Below are 19,440 nucleotides of genomic sequence, written 5' to 3'. Positions count from 1 at the left end.
TACGGATTGAAGGGATGAAGTGCTGCGAGCAGCGAGTCCATCGTCCTGCAAAAGGAGATTGCTGAAAAGTCCGAGGTAGCCTGCTGGACTGGCGAACCAGTTCGCGCGTCAGCGGGTTAGTCCAACGTGTATTTACGCTTTCACGTGAAATCCAATGTCATCGTTAACCAGGTTTCTCCATGTCCTGATCGCCTGCATGGCGAGAACGAGTGCGTGTCATGACCGTTACTGCCGACGCGGAACTGAAGCACTTTCCTTCTTTTTGCGCTCCAGTTCCTTCTACCGGGCATGTTGTTCAGGGCCATCGGTCACAAAGTGAACTGAATGTCTTGCCTTGCAGAATTCGAAGAATAGGTGCCATCGGCGATGCTGCATAGGGCGCCGCCGCACCACCGATAGCGCCGGCTGATGAGTTCGAACAGCAAATCGGCGTGCCGGTTGGAATACGACAAATAGCCGACCTCGTCCACCAGCAACAAGTCCGGTGCCGCGTAATGCTTGAGCCGCCAACGCAGTGCCGAATCGCTGTCCAGCGCCGCCAGGTCACCCAGCAATTGCCCAGCGGTGATGAATAGTACGGCGTGCCCCTGAATCAGGGCCTGATGGCCCAGATTGCAGGCCAGCATGGACTTGCCCACCCCGTTGGGCTCCACCAGCAACGTCACGCTGATGACGCCCACTACGGGCATGTTCCTTGAGCCAGCGGTGCAGCACGTTGGCGTTTATTGCATGGCTACCGGCCAATGCAGCTATCGATACCCCAGCTTGCTGGCACGCCGCCACCAATTGGGCCTTGAACTCCGATGTGTAGGTTCGGTGCGTGCGCCGGGTCGGATGTATCGGAGTCGGTGAGTCTTTGAGCATGGTGTCCACGATTTGTTGCGTGCACACGATCTTGCGAGATGGCTCGCTCTCGTTCAAGATGGATTTGCCGGGCGCTTACACCCAGTCGAACTAGAAACGGGATTCGACGAAGGGAATGTATTTCATTACCCGCAAACGCTGTTTGGCTTTGAAAGTCTTCGGCCTTGGCAAGCCTAGGAGTCTGGGCGGCAGAATGATTTGAAAACTCAACAAGAATTGTCAACCTATCTGAATTGGTCAGCTGCGCTATTTTAATGCTGGCAAGGGGTTAAGCACCCCCAAAAACGGCCACTTTTGACTGACTTTCTTCTGCTGCCCAGACTCCTAGGCGGCCGCCGCGCTGCTTGGCACGATCTGCGAAACAAGGAAGCGCTTCAGGACTGCCTTCGCCTGCATCGCTGGAATTTGTTCGAAATACGGTGAGATAGCACCAAGCATTTGGGCATATGCGCCGCCGGTCGAGACAACGTGTACCAACAAATCATGCTGCGCAATGCCGGTCGCATCAAACAAGAAATCCAGTTGCAACTGCTCCTCAGTCCGCACAGTCACTCGCCATACGAAGCGTGGCAGGTCGACTAGCAACGAAGGTTTAATGTCAAACTGGAAACCAGAGTAGTCAGCCCTAACTGACGTCTTGTAATCGTTTGCAGTAGTGAGATATATATCCCACTCAGCGCGGGCTTGGGTTGGCAAACTCGACCGGGAGATTTCGAGAACAGCATCCAGACTGAGCATCGCATCGTGTATCACGGAGAACGGGACTCGAATCTTGTGGTAGAGCGGAAGCAAAACAAACTCAGCATTTGCATGCACTGACCCTTGCCATGACGTCTTCAGAGACTCCACCTGCTGCGGCGCCAATTGCGGCTGATCAGTCGATGCGGGGCTGTTAATCTGGACTTTGTCCCAAACCATCCGGGCAAACGGCCCAACTTGATCGTCATGGCAATAAATCTTGTCAATCCTTGTGGACCGCAGCATGAACCCTGTCGGTCCGAATCCTGAGGCAAGAGAATCACCCAATGAAAAGCCGGTCAAAGCAATTGCATGTCCGCCCATAACCGAGAATTCGGGCGTCCCTAAGCCAGAAATGAGCTTACACGCCAAAATTGAGGGGATTTTTCCTCGTAGATACGCGTACATAACGCCATTCAAGCTGTAGCGTGAGTTCGCACCAACCACAAACGGTTCAAGACCAACACGACGCACAGCGTGAGCCATCTGAGTGCCGGTTAAGCCAGCATTCGGAAAAGCACGCGCACTAGCTGTCAAGAGGTTTTCAGGCATGTGATCTCCCGCCCAGTTAGTAATTTCGACCGGGGGCGGGATCACATGTTGGAATAGCTTGCCGGTGCCCTGAAAACATGACCAAAGAGCGCTAGTTGCACAAGCGGCAACGACTGTGTCTTGTTCCTGGAAAGCCAAGCTATGGACTTCCAGTTGCAGGCCAAACAGATTAACTGGATAGGTTCTCAGGCTAGGAAATTGCCGGCGGCCATCATCTGTAGGATACGTTGTAAGGCATGTACGCCCCACCACAGTCTGAGGGAGCGGCTTGACCACTACAAAGCCAAGGTATGCAGCACGCAGTGCTTGCTCTCCAACCCCAGCGTTTGGGTCGACTAATGTTGCCTCAAACTGTGTAAGAGCGAAAGCAGCTTTAAAAAAGTGAAGCCGCTGGGTTCGGCGTGGGTAATCTTGGAAGCAACGATCATAGTATGCCGCGTAGTCTTCGAGGTAGTCGCGGTCGGTGTAATTCCGCTCGACCACGATCGTAGCGGCACCCAGCGCTTGAAAATACTCTTGAAAATAGATGTAGTGTCTCTTTGCGAGAACTTCATCCTTTGAGGTGTGTGGCGAACCGTCCAAAAAGCATTGAACTAGATTTCCAATGCTGTAAGAAAGGACGTTGAATGCCGCCAATCAAACTCCTACAGAGTGATCGGTTGATGCAAATCTTCTGTTCGAACCATACGCTCTTTGTTCAACGCGGCGATCGAACGATCAGCCACATCAGCAGCCGAACTGATAGCACGGGGAAAGTCGGCAGAATTTATCCGGTCGACAAGTTGCTGAGGCATGGATTGATAGAGGGGCACGAATTCACCTTGGTGGGTTGAAACATTCATTTTTTTCTCCTCGAAAACCAGGAAAAGCCTGCAAGTATAGCAGTCTACATACTTGTTTCAAAATGTAAATGCAAGGCAGATATTTTGAAAACACAATAGCCCATTGAAACTTTAAGGGGTAGCGAGTAAACATCGAGAAATTCTCACTTCAACTGCGACCAACCGCTAGCAGTCTGAATGTACTCCACTCCGCGTCAAGACCCGACACCTGAAGTCAATTCCTAAAAACGTCTTACATCCGCCCTTACAGGCTACAGACGAGAAAAACCACACTACCTATTTGATAGCGAGGTTTCTTTTTTCCATAGGGGTTATCTCGGTGGCTGGGGCGGAATCGAAGCATCGATGCAAGGATTTTCAATCCTGACCACTTTCCAATCCAGCGAGCCGCGTCAATCGATTGCACCCGCTCCGACAGTCTTCATAGAGGCTCAAACAAAAAATGAATTGATTTCGCGGCGCTCAGCCTCGGAATTTTTCACTAACTGTGTCAGTAGTCTTTCACTAACTTGGCACAGTTTTCACTTTCCGTGTCACCCGACAAATACGTGAAAACCCGCAAAAAGTCTGTTGACCGGCAAATCTTTGCCTCCGAATCGGCAAATCTTTGCTCACGCCTACAACAGCATCAGACGTCAATATTGCCGGCGCGCAGCGCGTTGGCTTCGATGAATTCACGGCGTGGCTCCACCTCATCGCCCATCAGCATGGTGAAGACGCGGTCGGTTTCAATGGCGTCATCAATTTGCACCCGGAGCAGGCGGCGCACGGTCGGGTCCATGGTGGTTTCCCACAGCTGCGCCGGGTTCATTTCGCCCAGTCCTTTGTAGCGTTGACGTGAGGTGGCGTGTTCGGCCTGGGCCAGCAACCAGGTCATGGCTTCCCGGAAGTCGCTCACTTTTTCCTCTTTTTGACGCTCACCTTCGCCCCGCATCACGATCGCTCCCGGGCTGAGCAAGTCCTTGAACGTGCTGGCGGCATCGGCCAGGACGGCGTAATCGGCGCCATGCACAAAGTCTTGTGTCAGCACGCTGCTCTTGATGTTGCCGTGATGGCGGCGACTGATACGCAGAATCGGCTTGTCGGAGGCGACGTCGAATTCACCGGCCACTTCGGCATCGGGCAAGCGCGCTTGCAGCGCAGCGGCCGAAATTTCAGCGTCCGCCACCGTGTCCAGGTTCAGAGCGACGCCGTCGGCCACCGAGCGCAGCGCTTCAGCGTCCATGAAGTTGCGCAGGCGCGCAATGACGGCCTGGGTTGTCTGGTGCTTGCGCGCCAGTTCGGACAAAGTCTCCCCCTTGAGGGTGGTGCCGTTCTCGCCACCCGTAAAGACTGAGGCGTTCACCAAGGCAATGCGCAGGAGGAAGCGGTCGAGCTCGTCACCGTCCTTCAGGTACAACTCTTCTTTTCCGGCTTTCACCTTGTACAAGGGTGGCTGGGCAATGTAAATGTGGCCACGTTCCACCAGCTCGGGCATCTGGCGGTAAAAGAAGGTGAGCAGCAGCGTGCAGATATGGGCGCCGTCGACGTCGGCATCGGTCATGATGATGATGCGGTGGTAGCGCAGCTTGGCAACGTTGAAGTCATCGCTGCCGGTGCTGCCGCCGGCATTGCCGATGCCGGTGCCCAGGGCGGTAATGAGTGTCAGAATTTCATTGCTGGTTAGCAGCTTTTCGTAGCGGGCCTTTTCTACGTTCAAAATTTTTCCGCGCAGCGGCAGAATCGCCTGAAACTTGCGGTCGCGCCCCTGTTTGGCTGAGCCGCCGGCGGAGTCCCCTTCGACAATGTAGATTTCGCACAGCGCCGGGTCTTTCTCCTGGCAGTCGGCCAGCTTGCCGGGCAAGCCCATGCCGTCGAGTACGCCTTTGCGGCGTGTCATGTCGCGCGCTTTGCGGGCCGCTTCGCGCGCACGGGCCGCCTCAATGATCTTGCCGACGATGATTTTGGCATCGGCCGGGCGCTCCTGCAGGTAGTCGTAGAGCAGCTTGCTGACAATGTCTTCCACCGGGCCGCGCACTTCGCTGCTGACCAGCTTGTCCTTGGTTTGGCTGCTGAACTTGGGCTCGGGCACCTTGACCGAGAGGACGCAGGTCAGGCCTTCGCGCATGTCATCGCCGGTGACCTCGACCTTGGCCTTTTTGGCCAGCTCACTGTCATCAATGTACTTGTTGATAACGCGCGTCATGGCGGCGCGCAGGCCGGTCAGGTGGGTGCCGCCGTCGCGCTGCGGGATGTTGTTGGTGAAACACAGAACCTGTTCGTTGTAGCCGCTGGTCCACTGCATGGCCACTTCAACACCGATGTTGGTGTCCTGATCGCTTTGGCGGTCCCCCAGTGCATGGAAAATGTTGGGGTTGAGGACGGTTTTGCCTTTGTTGATGAAGTTGACAAAACCACGCACGCCCCCGGCACCCGAAAAGTCGTCTTCCTTGCCGCTGCGCTCGTCTTTGAGCCGGATACGCACGCCGTTGTTGAGAAAGCTCAGCTCACGCAGGCGTTTGCTCAGGATTTCGTAGTGAAAATCGCTGTTTTGCTGGAAGATTTCGGCGTCCGGCAGAAAGTGCACCTCGGTGCCGCGCTTTTCGGTCGTGCCGATCACCTTCATGGGTGATACTTCCACGCCATTCACCACCTCGGTGACGCGGTTCTGTACAAAACCCCTGCTGAACTCCATCACATGCACCTTGCCGTCACGGCGGATGGTCAGGCGCAACATTTTGCTCAAGGCGTTGACGCAGCTCACACCGACGCCGTGCAGGCCGCCGGAGACTTTGTAGCTGTTTTGATTGAACTTGCCGCCTGCATGCAATTCGGTCAGGGCAATCTCCGCCGCACTGCGCTTGGGCTCGTGCTTATCGTCCATTTTGACGCCGGTTGGAATACCGCGCCCGTTGTCGACCACGCTGACTGAATTGTCGGAGTGGATGGTGACCAGAATGTCGTCACAGTGCCCGGCCAATGACTCGTCAATCGAGTTGTCCACCACCTCGAACACCAAGTGGTGCAAGCCGGTGCCATCCGAGGTGTCGCCGATGTACATGCCGGGGCGCTTGCGCACCGCCTCCAGCCCTTCCAGAATTTGAATCGAGCCTTCTCCGTAGGCCTCGGAGGCGCCAATCTGGTGTGCATCAATGGCGGGCTGAAAGTTGGAGCTGTCGCTGGCGCCTTCACCTGTATGAACGGCATCTTCGCCGTTGACCTCGTTCTCGGGGGACTGAACTGGCTTGTTTTCTTCGGTCATGGCTAACTTTTCAACGATTTCTCAAATTTTTGAATGACCCAACCTGCACTGGACTTCGTCTCCACTGCGGGCTTGGATGTTGTGCTGCTACAAACTTTGTAGCGTCAAATTCGCATCGGCATCACCACATATTTGAAGGTGGCGTTGTCGGGAATGGTGAACAAGGCTGAACTGTTTCCGTCAGACAACTCCAGCCGCACCATGTCCTGGCTCATATTGGCCAGCGCATCAATCAGATAGGTCACATTGAAACCGATCTCAATGCTGTCGCCGCCATAATCAATATCGAGCTCATCTACCGCCTCTTCCTGCTCGGCGTTGTTGGACGCCACCCGCAGCGTGCCGGGGTCAATGTTCAGGCGCACCCCTTTGAATTTTTCACTGGTCAGGATGGCGGTGCGCTGCAATGTTGCCAGCAAAGCGCTGCGGCCCAGTGTGATGCTGTTCTGGTGGTTTTTGGGAATGACCCGGTTGTAGTCCGGGAACTTGCCTTCGACCAGCTTGGTAACAAACTCCATGCCATCGAAGCTGAACTTGGCTTGGTTGTTGGCAAACTGCATCTCAATGGCGCCCTGCGTGTCGGAGAGCAAACGCTGCAGTTCAATGACGGTTTTGCGCGGCAGAATCACTTCCTGCTTGGGCACTTCCACATCCAGCGTGGCCGAAGCGAAGGCCAGGCGGTGACCGTCGGTGGCCACCAGACTGAGTTGGCTGCCTTCGGCGACGAACAGAATGCCGTTCAAATAGTAGCGAATGTCGTGCACCGCCATGGCAAATGACACTTGGCTCAGCAGATCTTTCAACGTTTTTTGCGGCACACTGAACACCGGGCCGAAGCTGGCCGCTTCCTGCACCAGCGGAAAGTCCTCGGCGGCCATGGTTTGCAGCGTGAACCGACTCTTGCCACCCTTGAGGATGAGCTTGGCGGCACTTGACTCCAGCGACACGGTTTGATCCGCGGGCATGGTGCGCAAAATATCAATCAACTTGCGCGCTCCCACGGTGGTGGTGAAATCGCCTGTGTCGCCATCGAGCTCTGCCGTGGTGCGAATCTGAATTTCGAGATCGCTGGTGGTCAGTTGCAGCGAAGTGCCTGTTTTGCGGATCAGCACATTGGCCAGGATAGGCAGGGTGTGCCGACGTTCAACGATGCCCGCTACCGATTGCAAAACCGATAAAACTTTGTCTTGTGTTGCCTTCAGAACGATCATGTCAACCTCTTTTTAATATCTGCAATTCAAATCATTAACAAATGGGGGGCAAGAATTTTTAACTCTGCCATTTTCCCATTTTTATTCCCTTGGTTAGCCCTTAAGCGTCTGCTCCAGTACATGAAGCTGCTGGTTCAGCTCGGTCATTTGCTGGCGCTCACCACCGATCTTTCGTACCGCATGCAAGACAGTGGTGTGGTCGCGTCCACCAAACAATTCGCCAATTTCGGGAAGACTCTTTTGTGTCAGTTCCTTGGCCAGGTACATGGCAATCTGGCGCGGCCGGGCAATGCTGGCCGGCCGCTTCTTGGAATACATATCCGCAATTTTTATCTTGTAGTAGTCAGCCACAGTTTTCTGGATGTTTTCGACTGAAATCTGGCGGTTCTGGATCGAAAGCAGGTCGCGCAATGCCTCGCGTGCCAGCAAGATCGAAATGTCTTTCTGGTTGAACCGGGAGTAGGCCAGAATTTTGCGTAACGCGCCTTCGAGTTCGCGCACATTGGAGCGCACATTCTTGGCCACGAAAAATGCCACCTCTTCCGGCATCACAATGCCCTCAACCCGAGCCTTGTTGATCAGAATGGCGACCCGCATTTCCAGTTCGGGCGGTTCGATCGCCACCGTCAGTCCGGAATCAAAGCGTGACACCAGGCGTTCATGGATGTCTGTCAGGCCTTTCGGATAGGTGTCGCTGGTCATCACAATGTGTGACTTTTTGGCCAGCAAAGCCTCGAAGGCGTTGAAAAATTCTTCTTGCGTACGTTCTTTATTGGCAAAAAACTGGACGTCATCAATCAGCAACAAATCCAGTGAGTGATAACGCTCTTTAAATTCATCAAAAGTCTTGCGCTGATAAGCCTTAACCACATCAGATACGAATTGCTCGGCATGGATGTAGAGAACTTTGGCAGTTGGCTGATCAGCCAGCAGCCGATTGCCGACGGCGTGCATCAAATGAGTTTTGCCCAAGCCAACACCGCCGTAGATGAAAAGCGGGTTGTACAGGTGTCCCGGCATGCCCGCTACGTGCATCGCCGCCGCACGTGCCATGCGGTTGGCGGTCCCTTCAATCAGGGTGTCGAAGGTCAGGGCCGTGTTGAGCCGGTTTTTGAGACTGCCCGGGTTTCGGTCCTCTCCTAACTCGGCCACGCCGTCCATCGGAATGGGCTCCATCGAACGATGAGTGAGTTGGCTCCTGACACCAATCTCGCGGGGAGCAAGCGCTAACTCCAAATGGATGGTTTGACCCGAAAACATTTCCAGCAGGCTGGCGATACGTTTGCTGTATTGGGCTCTGATCCAATCCAGCTTGAACCGGTTGGCAACAAAGATGGTGATTTGGGCCAGGTCGTCCGTGACCTGCGCCGACAGCGGTTTGATCCAGGTGTTGAACTGCTGTTCCGGGAGCTCCTGCGCCAGTTGATCAACACAGGTTTGCCACAGGCTTTGTCCATCGCCAGTGCCCTTGAAGTCGGGATGGTTGGCGTATTGTCCCTCTGTCATATTGTTATTAATTTCTGTGGATAGTTGTAGATTGCCGTAGTGCAAATTGTAATTTATCAAGCATTTGTCCACAAGCCGAGAAAGGCTGCTAACGCACGCTCGTGTTGAATGCGGCGGGCTACGCGTTCAAGGCGGTTCAAGAGAGAATTTGCCGTGGCCCGGAAAGTTTGCGATAATCACCGGTTCCTCTAAACGTATTGGGGGAGTTAAGACAGCGGCTCGGTAATTTTTAGAAAATTTGCGGGCCGTCATTGAGCCCTTTAGGATTTTCAAAATGAAACGCACTTACCAACCCTCCAAGATTCGCCGCGCCCGCACTCACGGTTTTCTGGTTCGCATGAAAACCCGTGGCGGCCGCGCTGTGATCAACGCTCGCCGCGCCAAAGGGCGCAAGCGTCTGGCGGTCTGAGTCTGGTCACCCGCATAGTTTGCGACTGTGATTTGCAGTTCTGGCGCCGCTTCAAATTGCAGCGACTGAAGACGCGAAGTCAGTTTCAGGCTGTGCTGGCTGGCAGCACGGTGGCCCGAACGGCGCACTTCGCTTTGCATCGCGTTGCGCTTGATGCTCCGGTGAACGGAAATAAGCCGCTGGCGTCGGTAATGACCTCTGACACAGCACTTTTTGCTTTGAGCGACGTGTGGCTGGGGGCCATGGTGGCCAAACGCTGGGCGAAACGGGCTGTCACACGCAATGTCATCAAGCGTCAGATCTACAGCGTGAGCGCCGACTTTGAGACAATGCTTCCCGTGGCTGCTCACGTCGTGCGCTTACGCGCTGCAATTGACTCTAAACAGTTCATCAGCGCCACGTCTGCGGCGCTCAAGATGGCTGTCCGACTGGAATTGCAGCAGCTGTTTGCACGGGCAACGGCTCGGTCGCAAGGCCTTGCTTTGATGGATGGTGCGTCATGATCCGGGGCGTGCTGGTCGGCATGGTCAAGGGTTACCGCTTGCTGTTGAGTCCCTGGCTGGGTTCGTCCTGCCGATTTGAGCCGACTTGTTCTGCCTATTCCCTGCAGGCCTTGCAAACGCATGGCGCGGCAGCGGGCAGTTATTTGACGCTAACGAGACTCGCACGTTGTCATCCCTGGTGCGCGGGCGGTTCCGATCCGGTTCCGAGTGAAAAACCCCGATTCAAATCCCAGTTGTTTACCCAACTGATTCATCCTTCCTCTGAAAAGAAGTCTTCATGAACGATATTCGCCGCACCATTTTGTGGGTGATTTTTGGCTTTTCCATGGTTTTGCTGTGGGACCAGTGGCAGGTTTTTAATGGCCACAAAGCCACTTTCTTCCCCAGTGCGTCCAACACGGCGGCAACGGCCCGCCCGCCGGTGCCTGTGTCCAGTGTGCCAGCGGGTGTTCCTACTGCAAATACTGTAGCTGCTGCCGCACAGATGACGGGGGCTACAGCCGGATTGACCTCTACAACTGACGCGTCTGCCGCAGCTCACGAGCGCTTGGTCGTGACAACCGATGTACTCAAGCTCACCTTTGATACCGAAGGCGCGTCGGTTGTACAAACCGAGTTTGTCAAGCACGCCGACATGGCTGACAAAAGCAAAAGCTTTGTTCTGCTGGAGAACAACAAAGACCATATTTACATGGCGCAAACCGGGCTGATTGCCGGGGCGGCAGGCGGTACTTTTCCGACGCACAAGACCGTCATGACCGTCGCTCCAGGGGAGCGCACGCTGCAGGATGGCAGCAATCAACTGGTTATCCGGTTCCAATCCCCGGAGCTTGGTGGCGTCAAACTGGTAAAAACCTTTACCTTCACCCGTGGCACCTATGCGGTGGCGGTCAAGCATGAGGTGGTGAACGTCGGCGCTGCTGTGGTGTCGCCGCAGTTGTACCTGCAGTTGGTGCGTGATGGCAGCAAGCCGTTGGGCGAGTCTTCTTTTTATTCCACGTTTACGGGCCCGGCGATCTACACCGAAGCCAAGAAATACCAGAAGGTCGACTTCAAGGACATCGAAAACAACAAGGTCGATGTCGAAAAGACAGCGGAAAACGGCTATGTGGCCATGGTGCAGCATTACTTTGCCAGCGCCTGGTTGCTGGGCGACGGCATCAAACGCGATCTATTCCTGCGCAAGGTCGATACCAATTTGTATGCTGTTGGCATGATCACCCCCTTGGATAACATTGCGCCCGGTGCCAGCAAGTCCGTGGAGGCAAGATTTTTTGCGGGCCCGCAGGAAGAAAAAGTGCTTGAGTCGCTGACGCCTGGGCTGGAGCTGGTGAAGGACTATGGCTGGTTGACCATTTTGGCCAAGCCGTTGTACTGGTTGCTCCACGCGCTTGAAAGCTTCATCGGCAACTGGGGGTGGTCCATCGTCGCCTTGGTGTTGTTGTTGAAAGCGGCCTTCTACTGGCTCAATGCCAAGGCCTATGCCAGCATGGCCAAGATGAAAGCTGTGAATCCGAAGGTCACCGAAATGCGGGAGCGCCTGAAGGACAACCCGCAGCAAATGCAGCAGGAGATGATGCGCATCTACCGCGAAGAAAAAGTCAACCCCATGGGGGGCTGTTTCCCGATCATGATTCAGATCCCGGTGTTCATCGCCTTGTACTGGGTGCTTCTCGCCAGTGTTGAGATGCGCAACGCACCCTGGATACTGTGGATTCACGATCTTTCATCGCCTGATCCGTTCTACATTTTGCCGCTGGTGATGACCTTGACGACTGTGTTGCAGACCTCCTTGAATCCAGCGCCGCCGGACCCGATGCAGGCCAAGATGATGTGGTTCATGCCACTGGCCTTCAGCGTGATGTTCTTCTTCTTCCCAGCGGGCTTGGTGCTGTACTGGATTACCAACAACATCCTGTCGATCGCGCAGCAGTGGCTCATCAACACCCGTATGGGCGTGCCGCCGAAGTTCCATCTGCCCAGTTTCAAATGATGAGCAACTCCGTGCATTCTTCACAGGGGCGGCACAGCTGCGACTGAGTTCCTGTGTCGCTGCCGCGTCATCAAGACCCAATTGTCGCCATTGCCACCGCCCCCGGTCGGGGTGCGGTGGGCATTGTGCGGGTCAGCGGGAAAAGTATTGGGTCTTTAATACAGGCGCTTTTTGGGCGGCAACTGAAGGCCCGTGAGGCAAGCTACCTGCCGTTTCTTGATCGAAGCCAATTGGCGATTGACCAGGGAATCGCGCTGTATTTTCCAGCGCCTCATTCGTTTACGGGTGAAGATGTGTTGGAGTTGCAGGCGCATGGTGGGCCGGTGGTATTGCAACTGTTGCTGGCACGTTGCCTGGAGGCCGGGGCAGAGCTTGATCCCGTCAGTCAGATGCCTCGGCTGGCGGGGTTGCGACCAGCGCTGCCCGGTGAATTTTCAGAGCGCGCTTTCCTGAATGACAAGATTGATCTGGCCCAGGCTGAGGCTATCGCTGACCTGATCGATGCCAGTACCGAGGCGGCGGCCCGCAGTGCCAGCCGCTCTTTGTCAGGCGCTTTCTCTCAAGAAATCCATCACCTGCGTGAGGCATTAATTCATTTGCGGATGTTGGTGGAGGCGACGCTGGACTTTCCTGAAGAAGAAATCGATTTTCTGCGCCAGGCAGATGCGCGCGGGCAATTGTCAAATTTACAGCAGTCACTGCAATCCGTGCTGCAAAAGGCGAGCCAGGGCGCCCTGCTACGTGAAGGAATCACGGTCGTGATCGCCGGTCAGCCCAACGTCGGCAAGTCGTCCTTGCTGAATGCGCTGGCTGGGGCTGAGTTGGCGATCGTGACGCCAATCGCCGGAACCACCCGAGATAAAGTTCAACAGACCATCCAGATCGAAGGTGTGCCGGTTCATGTGATCGACACGGCAGGCTTGCGCGACAGCGATGATGTGATAGAAAAAATAGGCATCGCCCGTACCTGGGATGTGATTGAGGCGGCCGACGCGGTCTTGTTTTTGCATGACTTAACACGCACAAACGCTATAGATTACATAGCTGCTGACGCAGTAATTGCAGAGGCTATCGCCGGAAAGTTGTCTGCAAGCGTGCCGGTAATTGAAATTTGGAATAAAGCCGACGCAGTGGACCGACCGTGTCACCAGGCGGGTTTGCAGTTGTCAGCCAAGACCGGCGCTGGACTGGACACTTTGCGCCGAAAATTGCTGGAGCTGGTGGGTTGGCAGTCTAAGCCCGAAGGTGTCTACATGGCACGTGAACGGCATGTGCAGGCACTGCACCGGACGGCAGCTCATTTGATGACTGCCGGCTTCCACCTGGAGGCCAAGGCCCAAGCGCTTGACCTGCTGGCGGAAGAGCTTCGCCTGGCACAAAATGCACTAGGTGAAATAACGGGCGACTTTTCATCAGACGATCTTCTTGGAGTGATATTCTCGCGGTTTTGTATTGGCAAATAGCTTCGTTGGGTGTCTATTCTTAACAAACGGCGACCGTAAGTTGCTGAATTTTAGGGTTTCCCGGTGGACAAAATAGGCCCAATCGTCCCCCTGCGTTGAAAGAAAAAATGTCAATATTCAACTGGTTCACCAAAAGAAAGTCTGTAACCACAGCCTCCGCGACAGACGGTTTGGGACTGGGGGCCGTTGATGTTACGGCCCCGCCGCCAGCGATTCGCGACGCGAATCGAAAAACCGCGCGCATTGAACGACGGCAACTTCTGTACGCCGTCGTACGCGACTCGATGATCAGGGCCGGGGTGCTGGCCACCAGTTACAAATTCAAAGTCTTGTCACTGGATGCGGCTGGGCGCCAGTATCTCGTCATGATGGATCTAACCGACAAAGTGGCAAGTGAGACCGCACGTCTGGCTGAGATTGAGTCTCTGATGGTTCAGGCGGCCAAGATGCGGCATGACATCTTGGTCACCGCTGTTTACTGGCGTGTGAACGATCACGTCACAAATGGCCTGTCGTCCGGTCAGCCCATTCACATGTCTCAAATGTCCAGAAAGGCCGCTGAATCGAAAGCTGCCAGCCAGCCAGAAATACCTCTGTTGGCGCGCAACCTGATGCCCCGCTATGAGCCGCTGCAACAAGACGAAGTGGCCGCCTTCAAGCGGGCGCTGGCAAGTGCAAGCACTTCAATGCCCCTGTCAGCGCCGGGGAAAATTGTGACGTCGGGTCGACGCAACCCGGCGCCGGCCGAAGAATTTGAAGACACGCAAATGGCGGATCCAGACGAGCGTGCTTCGCCACTGGGTGTTACCCAGTACGGTGATTTAAGTTAAAGGCTTGACCCGGCTTCAGTGGCCGGAAAAATCGAGCAGCGTGAAAAGCGCAAGACCTGAAGCCCTGAGCTTGTCAGAGCCGCCAAGCTCCGGCAAGTCAACAATGGCGGCTCCTTCGATCACCTGAGCCCCGAGTTTTTCGAGCAGTTTCATGCCGGCCATCATGGTGCCGCCGGTGGCGATCAGGTCGTCAATGAGTAGTACGCGGTCACCCGGTTTGACCGCGTCGGTGTGCAGTTCAACGGTGGCACTGCCATACTCCAACTCGTAGGTCTCTTCTACCGTTGTGAAAGGCAGCTTTCCTTTTTTCCGAATCGGCACAAAGCCCACATTCAGCTCATAAGCAACCACCGCACCCAAAATGAAGCCGCGGGCATCCAGTCCGGCGACCACATCGGGCCGCATGGAGGGGTCCATGTAGCGGTGGATAAAGGCGTCGATCAATACGCGAAATACCTTGGCATCCTGCAAAAGCGGCGTGATATCGCGAAACTGCACGCCTGGTGCTGGCCAATCAGGAACGGTACGAATGTGAGCCCGGAGGTACTGGTTGACACTGAGATTTTGCATGGAATATCGTGTTAAGGCTAGAGTCGGCATTGTGCCTCGTGCTTGCTTCTGGTCGCGTCATGGCGGGTCAACCCTTGAGCAATTTCTGCTCGGCTAACGCGAGTGCCTCGGTCTTGCCCGAAAGCACGAGTGTGTCGCCCTCTTCTATTAGCAAATCCGGGTTGACAGACTTGACATGGCCTCCGCTGCGGCGCAGGCTGACAATGCGGACATCTACCGCCAATAGGGCCAGTTGGCTGAGCGGCTTGCCCACGACTTTGGCGCCAAGCGGCAGCGTCAGTGTCGAGAGGCGATCCTGGCTTAACTCATCGACAGAATCGTCGTCGGCCCCGTGAAAGTAGCCGCGCAGCAGGTTGTAACGAGCATCACGCTGGTCGCGCACAATGCGAATCACCCGCCGCATCGGTACGCCTACCAAAGCCAAGGCGTGGCTGGCCAGCATCAGTGAGCCTTCAATCGCCTCTGGCACCACCTCGGTTGCACCCGCCTTGCGCAGGGCCTCAAGATCGTGGTCGTCCTGTGTTCGCACGATGACTGGCACCTGCGGCGCATGGTCTCGTGTGTGGGCCAGAACCTTCAAGGCGCTCTGGACTTCAAGGTACGTAATGACGACGGCACTGGCCCGGGCCAGCCCAGCGGCGATCAGTGCCTGCAGGCGGGCAGCGTCCCCAAATACCACCGAGTCGCCGGCGACGGTGGCCTGGCGCACCCGGTCTGGATCAAGATCAAGCGCGATATAAGGTATGTTTTCCTGGTCGAGCATGCGCGCCAGATTTTGTCCGCAGCGACCGTAACCGCAAATGATGACATGCTTGTTGGCCTTGATCGACTTGCGCGCAATGGAGGTCATTTGCAGGGACTGTTGCAGCCATTCGCTGCTGACCCACTTCAAAACGATTTGGTTGCTGTACATGATGACAAATGGCGTGGCTAACATTGAGAGCACCATGCTAGCCAGTATCGGATTAAGCAGCGCGGGCGGCACCAGTGCATTGGATTGAGCGAGTGTCAACAACACAAAACCGAATTCACCAGCCTGTGCCAGGTACAGGCCGGTGCGCAGTGAAACGCCTGTGGTGGCACCCAGACTCCGAGCCAGCAGGCTCACCAATGCTGCCTTGAAAAATACCGGGACGGAGACCAACAACAGCACCAGCGGCCAACGTTCCAGCACCAGTCGCCAATCCAGCATCATCCCGATGCTGATAAAGAATAGGCCCAACAACACGTCGTGAAAGGGACGGATGTCCGACTCCACCTGTTGTTTGTATTGTGTCTCCGAGATCAGCATACCCGCAATAAAGGCCCCCAAGGCCAGACTCAGGCCCGCCATTTCTGTCAACCAGGCCAATCCCAACGTGATGAACAGCAGATTCAGGACAAACAACTCTTCACTTTTGCGCCGGGCCACCAGCGTCAGCCAAAAGCGCATCACACGCGGGCCGCCGACCAGCAGCAAAGCAATCAAAAGTGTCGCCTTGAGGCTGGCGAAGGCAAGAGTCTGAAAAAGCGACTCGGCCGATGCCCCCAGCGCCGGGATCAGCACCAACAGCGGCACCACTGCCAAATCTTGAAAAAGCAGTACGCCCATGACCCGTTTGCCATGCTCCGATTCCATCTCCAGTCGTTCGGTCATCAGCTTGACCACAATGGCGGTGCTGCTCATGGCCAGCGCACTTGAGAGCGCCAACGCAGTTTGCCAGCCCATGCCCCAAAGCGTCGGAGCCATCATTCCCAAACCCAGCATGGCTGCCGTGGCGCCGAGCATGGTCAAGAGCACCTGGAAAAAACCAAGCCCAAACACATGGCTTCGCATTGCACGCAGCTTGGGTAAATTGAACTCCAGCCCAATGACAAACATCAGAAAGACCACACCAAACTCACCCAAATGACGCACGCCATCCGCATTTTTTGCCAAGGCCAAAGCGTTGGGTCCAATCACGACCCCAACGGCCAAGTAGCCGAGCATGGGTGGCAATTTCAAAGAGCGACACGCCACGACGCCCAGCACAGCGGCCAGTAAATATAGAAGTGTCAAGTCAAGCGGATTCACCCCCAGATACTAACAACCAGATGGCGTCGATAAAATGCCGTGATGACACTTCAACACACCCAGTCTTCAACACCCCAGGCGGAGCGGGCGTTGCGCCTGGCCCGCGACACACTAGATATTGAAGCCGCCGCCGTGCTGGGTCTGAAGCAAAATCTGGGTGAATCGTTCGCCCGCGTCGTGACCATGGTGCTTGACGTGCGTGGCCGCGTGGTGGTCATGGGTATGGGTAAGAGTGGGCATATTGGTCGCAAGATCGCCGCAACCTTGGCATCTACCGGTACACCTGCCATGTTTGTGCATCCCGCAGAGGCCAGCCATGGCGATCTGGGCATGATCAAGTCGGTTGATTTGGTGTTGGCCATTTCAAACAGTGGGGAGTCTGAGGAGCTGACGGCGATTTTGCCGGTACTCAAGCGCCTGGGTGCGCCCCTGATTGCCATGACGGGCCATGCCGGTTCTACTTTGGCCCGTCATGCGGATGTCTTTCTCAATTGTGGGGTTGAGAAAGAAGCCTGCCCCCTGAATCTGGCACCAACTGCCAGTACGACTGCGCAGCTCGCGTTGGGTGACGCGCTGGCGGTGGCGCTGTTGGATGCACGTGGCTTCAAGGCTGAAGACTTCGCCCGCTCTCACCCCGGTGGCGCATTGGGCCGTAAGCTGCTCACGCATGTCAGTGACGTGATGCGTTCGGGCGATGCCGTTCCCCACGTCGGGCCGCACGCAAGTTTCAGCGACTTGATGCGGGAGATGAGTGTCAAGGGTTTGGGTGCCACGGCCGTTGTGGATGATCATTTGAACGTGCTGGGAATCTTCACCGATGGCGACTTGCGTCGCCTGGTGGAGCAGGGCATTGACTTGCGCAGCACGACCGCCGCTCAGGTGATGCACCCGAATCCCAGCACCATCGCCCGTGATGCTCTGGCGGTAGAGGCCGCGGAAATGATGGAATTGCGTTGTATTACCAGCGTGTTGGTGGTGGATGCGTCGGGTCAGCTTTGTGGCGCGCTCAACAGCAATGACCTGATGCGAGCAAAGGTGATCTGATGATGCCTGTTGCGCTGAATTTTTCGCCTGAGTTGCTACTTCAAGCGCAGGGCATTCGTGTCGTTTTTTTTGATGTAGACGGCGTCCTGACTGATGGTGGCCTGTATTTCACCGAGCAAGGTGAAACCATCAAACGCTTTAATACGCTTGACGGGCATGGGCTTAAGCTACTGCAACGCGCCGGCATTGTCCCGGCTGTGGTCACCGGGCGCGATTCAAAACCCTTGCGTCTGCGGTTGACAGCTTTGGGTATTGAACATGTGCACTATGGCACCGAAAACAAGCGCCCGGCCGCCGAACACACGCTCAAAGTCTTGGGGTTGGACTGGAGCCACGCTGCGGCAATGGGGGATGATTGGCCGGACCTTGCCGTAATGCAGCGTTGTGCACTGGCTTGCGCGCCATGTAATGCTCACGCGGAGGTTAAGGCCGTGGCACATTACGTCACCCGTGCCAGAGGTGGCGAAGGAGCGGCAAGAGAGTTGTGTGATCTGCTGATGATGGCAAGCGGCAGATACGCCTCATTGCTGGAGGAAGACCGTCAGTGGTTAATCTAATGCGTGTGTTAGGAGATCGATTATCGCTTTACCTGCCCGTTATTCTCATGGGCGTGCTGGCGTTGGGAACCTACTGGCTGGTTAGAAGCACGCCGCTGCTGATCTCGCACGGGCTGGAGACTCAGGTGCAGCATGAGCCAGATTATTTTATGCGCAAGTTTTCGGTGAAGTCGTTTGATGGCGCGGGGCGGCTTAAAAGCGAAGTGCTCGGGACCGACGCCCGCCACTTTCCGGACTCAGAAACACTGGAAATTGATCTCGTGAGCATCCGCTCATTCAGCGCAGAGGGTGGCCTGACTACGGCAACCGCGAAACGCGCAGTCGCCAATGCTGACGCCTCTGAGTTGCAGCTATTTGGAGAGGCACATGTGGTGCGCCAGCCGATGGCAGACAAGGCGGGGCAAGCTCAGCCACGAATGGAGTTTCGAGGTGAGTTTTTGCATGCATTTATGGACACTGAACGTGTCAAGTCGCACAAGCCGGTGGAGCTGATACGTGGAAACGACAAATTTACTGCTGATGCGATGGACTTTGACAACCTCAAGCGTGTGATGGAGCTCAAAGGACGCGTCAAGGGAACGCTCGTGCCCGCCGCTGCCAGATAAATAGATTGGAAGCTGGCATGTCCAGCTCGTGTTCATCATCGAACACGTCCAGCGGTATTGGCCAGGCGTCGGCTTCGGCGCGACGTCAGATCGGCAATTCGCTCGTTTTAGTGCACGCCGCGCTGATGAGATCAAATCTTGAGTCAGCCCCCGTCAAATAAGCTTAACTTGCTATCAAATCTATATGGCGGATGTATTCATACCGATAAGGCGTTTGCCGGGCGACACCGAAGACTAGGCCGTCCGCAGGCGTGAGCGGCGGCTTGACCAAGCATCTTGAGAGTTGTGTGACGGTGAAATAAAAAAAGGGCCACATGGGCCCTTTAATTTTCGGTTGGCGTGATGCCAGTCGATTGCTTAATAGCTGCTGCGGCCACCGCCGTAACCGCCACCGCCGCCGCTACGGCCTGCGCCGCCGCCTGCGCCGCCGCCGTAACCGCCGCCGCCACCGCTACGACC

The 19,440-nt window shown here is 55.7% G+C and carries 17 protein-coding genes and 1 pseudogene; 9 read left to right on the top strand and 9 right to left on the bottom strand.

Annotation, left to right across the window (positions count from 1 at the left end; genetic code table 11):
- Positions 1-395 precede the first annotated feature (395 nt).
- From WA157_RS16765 to dnaA, 7 genes and pseudogenes are all read right to left on the bottom strand, one after another.
- Positions 396-659: pseudogene (locus tag WA157_RS16765) on the bottom strand (ATP-binding protein); the annotation flags it as partial.
- Complete coding sequence (locus tag WA157_RS16760; protein ID WP_422622045.1) at positions 544-864, bottom strand: transposase; 321 nt, start codon at positions 862-864, stop codon at positions 544-546. The gene WA157_RS16760 and the pseudogene WA157_RS16765, both read right to left, overlap by 116 nt.
- A gap of 324 nt (positions 865-1,188) precedes the next feature.
- The gene (locus WA157_RS16755) at positions 1,189-2,790 is read right to left on the bottom strand and encodes a hypothetical protein (protein ID WP_422622042.1); all 1,602 of its coding nucleotides are present in this window, start codon (positions 2,788-2,790) and stop codon (positions 1,189-1,191) included.
- Positions 2,791-2,798: 8 nt separating this feature from the next.
- Positions 2,799-2,996, bottom strand: coding sequence for a hypothetical protein (locus WA157_RS16750; protein ID WP_422622041.1), 198 nt, complete (start codon positions 2,994-2,996; stop codon positions 2,799-2,801).
- Positions 2,997-3,624: 628 nt separating this feature from the next.
- Positions 3,625-6,237 (bottom strand): DNA topoisomerase (ATP-hydrolyzing) subunit B, encoded by a 2,613-nt coding sequence (gene gyrB, locus WA157_RS16745; protein WP_422622040.1) that lies wholly within the window; start codon positions 6,235-6,237, stop codon positions 3,625-3,627.
- A gap of 104 nt (positions 6,238-6,341) precedes the next feature.
- Positions 6,342-7,448 carry a DNA polymerase III subunit beta gene (dnaN, locus tag WA157_RS16740; protein WP_422622039.1) on the bottom strand — a complete coding sequence of 369 codons (1,107 nt, stop codon included), beginning with the start codon at positions 7,446-7,448 and terminating at the stop codon, positions 6,342-6,344.
- Between the two features lie 93 nt (positions 7,449-7,541).
- On the bottom strand, positions 7,542-8,954 hold the full coding sequence (dnaA, locus tag WA157_RS16735) for a chromosomal replication initiator protein DnaA (RefSeq protein WP_422622038.1): 1,413 nt from the start codon (positions 8,952-8,954) through the stop codon (positions 7,542-7,544).
- A 274-nt stretch (positions 8,955-9,228) separates the two neighbouring features.
- Between dnaA and rpmH the strand changes: the two genes are divergently transcribed.
- The 6 genes from rpmH to WA157_RS16705 all read left to right on the top strand — a co-directional run bounded on the left by rpmH (position 9,229) and on the right by WA157_RS16705 (position 14,152).
- Positions 9,229-9,363: a 50S ribosomal protein L34 gene (gene rpmH / locus WA157_RS16730; protein WP_006299042.1), complete on the top strand. Its 135-nt coding sequence runs from the start codon at positions 9,229-9,231 to the stop codon at positions 9,361-9,363.
- A gap of 56 nt (positions 9,364-9,419) precedes the next feature.
- Positions 9,420-9,866: a ribonuclease P protein component gene (locus tag WA157_RS16725; RefSeq protein WP_422622044.1), complete on the top strand. Its 447-nt coding sequence runs from the start codon at positions 9,420-9,422 to the stop codon at positions 9,864-9,866.
- Entirely contained in the window at positions 9,863-10,147 is a 285-nt protein-coding gene (gene yidD, locus WA157_RS16720) for a membrane protein insertion efficiency factor YidD (protein WP_422622037.1), read from the top strand. The genes WA157_RS16725 and yidD overlap by 4 nt, the downstream gene beginning before the upstream one ends.
- A complete protein-coding gene (gene yidC / locus WA157_RS16715; RefSeq protein WP_422622036.1) occupies positions 10,144-11,859 on the top strand; it encodes a membrane protein insertase YidC in 1,716 nt (571 codons plus the stop codon). The genes yidD and yidC overlap by 4 nt, the downstream gene beginning before the upstream one ends.
- A 53-nt stretch (positions 11,860-11,912) precedes the next feature.
- Positions 11,913-13,322, top strand: a complete 1,410-nt coding sequence (gene mnmE, locus WA157_RS16710; RefSeq protein WP_422622035.1) for a tRNA uridine-5-carboxymethylaminomethyl(34) synthesis GTPase MnmE — start codon at positions 11,913-11,915, stop codon at positions 13,320-13,322.
- Between the two features lie 107 nt (positions 13,323-13,429).
- Complete coding sequence (locus tag WA157_RS16705) at positions 13,430-14,152, top strand: hypothetical protein (protein WP_422622034.1); 723 nt, start codon at positions 13,430-13,432, stop codon at positions 14,150-14,152.
- A gap of 15 nt (positions 14,153-14,167) precedes the next feature.
- On the opposite strand, the gene WA157_RS16700 is transcribed toward WA157_RS16705, so the two are convergent.
- On the bottom strand, positions 14,168-14,722 hold the full coding sequence (locus WA157_RS16700; RefSeq protein ID WP_422622033.1) for an adenine phosphoribosyltransferase: 555 nt from the start codon (positions 14,720-14,722) through the stop codon (positions 14,168-14,170).
- Between the two features lie 67 nt (positions 14,723-14,789).
- Positions 14,790-16,775, bottom strand: a complete 1,986-nt coding sequence (locus tag WA157_RS16695) for a monovalent cation:proton antiporter family protein (protein WP_422622032.1) — start codon at positions 16,773-16,775, stop codon at positions 14,790-14,792.
- Between the two features lie 42 nt (positions 16,776-16,817).
- Between WA157_RS16695 and WA157_RS16690 the strand changes: the two genes are divergently transcribed.
- The 3 genes from WA157_RS16690 to lptC are packed head-to-tail and all read left to right on the top strand — an operon-like array spanning position 16,818 to position 18,981.
- The gene (locus WA157_RS16690) at positions 16,818-17,819 is read left to right on the top strand and encodes a KpsF/GutQ family sugar-phosphate isomerase (RefSeq protein ID WP_422622031.1); all 1,002 of its coding nucleotides are present in this window, start codon (positions 16,818-16,820) and stop codon (positions 17,817-17,819) included.
- The gene (locus WA157_RS16685) at positions 17,819-18,376 is read left to right on the top strand and encodes a KdsC family phosphatase (protein WP_422622030.1); all 558 of its coding nucleotides are present in this window, start codon (positions 17,819-17,821) and stop codon (positions 18,374-18,376) included. The genes WA157_RS16690 and WA157_RS16685 overlap by 1 nt, the downstream gene beginning before the upstream one ends.
- Positions 18,376-18,981: an LPS export ABC transporter periplasmic protein LptC gene (gene lptC / locus WA157_RS16680; RefSeq protein ID WP_422622043.1), complete on the top strand. Its 606-nt coding sequence runs from the start codon at positions 18,376-18,378 to the stop codon at positions 18,979-18,981. Before WA157_RS16685 ends, lptC begins: the two co-directional genes overlap by 1 nt.
- Positions 18,982-19,440: the final 459 nt, after the last annotated feature.

This window comes from Rhodoferax ferrireducens (assembly GCF_049302455.1).
GTDB lineage: Bacteria > Pseudomonadota > Gammaproteobacteria > Burkholderiales > Burkholderiaceae_C > Rhodoferax > Rhodoferax ferrireducens_B.
Note: the sequence above shows the minus strand (reverse complement) of the source record. Positions and strands in the feature narration are given on the sequence as shown.

Excerpts from the sequence above, each read along its gene's own strand:
- WA157_RS16760 (WP_422622045.1), bottom strand. The coding sequence starts at position 864 with ATGCTCAAAGACTCACCGACTCCGATACATCCGACCCGGCGCACGCAC.
- WA157_RS16750 (WP_422622041.1), bottom strand. The coding sequence starts at position 2,996 with ATGAATGTTTCAACCCACCAAGGTGAATTCGTGCCCCTCTATCAATCC.
- gyrB (WP_422622040.1), bottom strand. The coding sequence starts at position 6,237 with ATGACCGAAGAAAACAAGCCAGTTCAGTCCCCCGAGAACGAGGTCAAC.
- dnaN (WP_422622039.1), bottom strand. The coding sequence starts at position 7,448 with ATGATCGTTCTGAAGGCAACACAAGACAAAGTTTTATCGGTTTTGCAA.
- dnaA (WP_422622038.1), bottom strand. The coding sequence starts at position 8,954 with ATGACAGAGGGACAATACGCCAACCATCCCGACTTCAAGGGCACTGGC.
- rpmH (WP_006299042.1), top strand. The coding sequence starts at position 9,229 with ATGAAACGCACTTACCAACCCTCCAAGATTCGCCGCGCCCGCACTCAC.
- yidD (WP_422622037.1), top strand. The coding sequence starts at position 9,863 with ATGATCCGGGGCGTGCTGGTCGGCATGGTCAAGGGTTACCGCTTGCTG.
- yidC (WP_422622036.1), top strand. The coding sequence starts at position 10,144 with ATGAACGATATTCGCCGCACCATTTTGTGGGTGATTTTTGGCTTTTCC.
- WA157_RS16705 (WP_422622034.1), top strand. The coding sequence starts at position 13,430 with ATGTCAATATTCAACTGGTTCACCAAAAGAAAGTCTGTAACCACAGCC.
- WA157_RS16700 (WP_422622033.1), bottom strand. The coding sequence starts at position 14,722 with ATGCAAAATCTCAGTGTCAACCAGTACCTCCGGGCTCACATTCGTACC.
- WA157_RS16690 (WP_422622031.1), top strand. The coding sequence starts at position 16,818 with ATGACACTTCAACACACCCAGTCTTCAACACCCCAGGCGGAGCGGGCG.
- WA157_RS16685 (WP_422622030.1), top strand. The coding sequence starts at position 17,819 with ATGATGCCTGTTGCGCTGAATTTTTCGCCTGAGTTGCTACTTCAAGCG.
- lptC (WP_422622043.1), top strand. The coding sequence starts at position 18,376 with ATGCGTGTGTTAGGAGATCGATTATCGCTTTACCTGCCCGTTATTCTC.